1 protein-coding gene and 1 pseudogene are annotated in these 841 nt (G+C 33.9%); both read right to left on the bottom strand.

What is annotated here, in order from left to right; all coding sequences use genetic code 11:
* The coding region (locus TP70_RS09275; protein WP_044361185.1) for an RNA-guided endonuclease TnpB family protein at positions 1–684 on the bottom strand (684 nt) is incomplete at its 3' end.
* Positions 685–724: 40 nt separating this feature from the next.
* A pseudogene (locus TP70_RS12305) lies at positions 725–818 on the bottom strand (IS200/IS605 family transposase); the annotation flags it as partial.
* Positions 819–841 lie beyond the last annotated feature (23 nt).

Here is an 841-nt window from a genome sequence, read left to right as displayed (position 1 = left end):
AGCTAACAAAGCACGCTTTGACAACTTACGTTGCTCACGTCTGAGTTTCTTTTCCATTTTAGCCGTGAATTTATGATTATCAATTTTTTGACCATCAGAAAGGATCGCAAAACTCGTAATACCCAAGTCAATACCAATTGCAGAATTAGATTTAGGCAATTCATTTATCCCTTCTTTACATAACAAAGAGATATAGTATTTACCGCTAGCATGACGTGATATTGTCGCTGACTTAATAACCCCTTTTGGTTTTCTGTGAAGTTTAATTCTGATTAAAGATTTTAATTTAGGAACTTTGACAAATTTATCATCAATCAAAGCAACTGTCCCATTTTGATTATTCGTTGTATAACTCTGAACAGGATTTTTCTTACTTTTGAACCGAGGAAATCCGACAGATTTATCGCGAAAAAAGTTCTTGTAAGCTTTATCTAAATTAAGTTGTGCATTGGCTAAAGCAAGACTATCGACTTCTTTCAAGAATGGGAATGCTTTTTTATATTTTGCAGGTGTTGGAAAACGCATTTTCTCAGAGGGATTGTTTGTTTTTTCTTGATAAGCTTTTATCCGGTCATGAAGCATGAGATTATAGACTTTCCGAACACAACCAAAAGATTTCGCAAAGAAAACCTCTTGTTCCTCTGTTGGATATAGTCTAAATTTGTACGCTTTTAATCGTTCCATTAGATACACCACCTATCTATTTATGATTATTCACTTGATCGGGGTAAACTTTGAACATAATGTGTATAGGGTCTTTATCATAATGCCACGCAACTAAAGTAATCAGATATTTCATTATCAATGACTTGTCTACGCTATTTCGTTGCCAAAATAAGAG

The sequence above is a fragment of the Staphylococcus microti genome, from assembly GCF_000934465.1.
GTDB classification, from domain to species: Bacteria; Bacillota; Bacilli; order Staphylococcales; family Staphylococcaceae; genus Staphylococcus; species Staphylococcus microti.
The sequence above is the reverse complement of the archived record's forward strand: the minus strand, read 5'-3'. Positions and strand labels throughout refer to the sequence as shown.